At 73.8% G+C, this 1,086-nt stretch carries 1 protein-coding gene; it reads left to right on the top strand.

Features of this window, described 5'->3' with window-relative positions:
- Positions 1 to 368 precede the first annotated feature (368 nt).
- Positions 369 to 971: a dihydrofolate reductase family protein gene (locus ACIG5E_RS08755; protein WP_396532476.1), complete on the top strand. Its 603-nt coding sequence runs from the start codon at positions 369 to 371 to the stop codon at positions 969 to 971.
- The last annotated feature ends 115 nt before the right edge of the window (positions 972 to 1,086 follow it).

Here is a 1,086-nt window from a genome sequence, read left to right as displayed (position 1 = left end):
GGTGAGCCCATGGCCAGGTGAGCCCATGGCCAGGTGAGCCCATGGCCAGGTGAGCCCATGGCCAGGTGAGCCCATGGCCAGGTGAGCCCATGGCCAGGTGAGCCCATGGCCCGCGCCCTGCCTGGGGCAGGGCGCGGGCCGGGAGAAGCGGGAGCCGCTGTTCCGAGGAGCGGGGCGAGGGCTGGAGGTGGGTGGGCAGGCGGCGGGTGAGGAGGGAGGAGGGCGGGTGGGGGGTGGGGGTGGGGGGAGGGGGCGGGCCCCCGAAGCGTCAACAATGTGACCAGGATCACTACTTGAGGGCAATGAGTCCCAGCCGATCCCCCGGTCTCCCTCGCACAACCCCGAGCAAGCCACCGGAGGAGTACCCCATGCGCATCGTGATCAGCGAGTTCGTCAGCCTCGACGGCGTCGTCCAGGCCCCCGGCGCCCCGCAGGAGGACACCGATGGAGGCTTCGCCCACGGCGGCTGGTCCCACCCGTTCTTCGACCCGGAGACCATCGGCCCGTTCATCAACGAGGCGATGAGCAGCGCCGACGCCCTGCTCTTCGGCCGCCGCACCTGGCGGACCATGGCCGCCGCCTGGCCCGGGCGGGCCGGTGACCCGCTCGCCGACCAGATGAACTCGATCAAGAAGTATGTCGTCTCCGACACGCTCGACGAAGCCGATCTCACCTGGACGAACAGCACCCTCGTCCCCGGCACCGGGGCCGTCGAGTGGGTCCGGCAGCAGCGCGCGGCCGACGGCGGCGATCTGCTGATCATGGGCAGCCCGACCCTCGTCCGCACCCTCCTCGGCGAGGACCTGGTGGACGAGCTCCGGCTCATGGTGATGCCCGTGCTGCTCGGTGGCGGCAAGTCACTCCTCCCCACCGACGGCGTGCGACGCACCCTGGAGCTGGCCTCCACCACGATCGCCAAGACCGGCGTCCACCTGGCCACCTACCGCCGCACCACCGAAGCCGACGCATAAGACCCGGCCGGGGGGGGGGGGGGGGGCCCCCCCCCCGCCCCCCCCCCCCCCCCCCCACACCCCCCCCCCCCCCCCCCCCCCCCCCCCCCCCCCCCCCCCCCCCCCCCCCCCCCGG

It is taken from the genome of Kitasatospora sp. NPDC053057, assembly GCF_044546945.1.
Lineage (GTDB): Bacteria > Actinomycetota > Actinomycetes > Streptomycetales > Streptomycetaceae > Kitasatospora.
This window is presented reverse-complemented; position numbering and strand designations above follow the sequence as displayed.

What these genes read in the sequence shown, in the direction of transcription:
- ACIG5E_RS08755 (WP_396532476.1), top strand. Translation starts at nt 369, where the DNA reads ATGCGCATCGTGATCAGCGAGTTCGTCAGCCTCGACGGCGTCGTCCAG.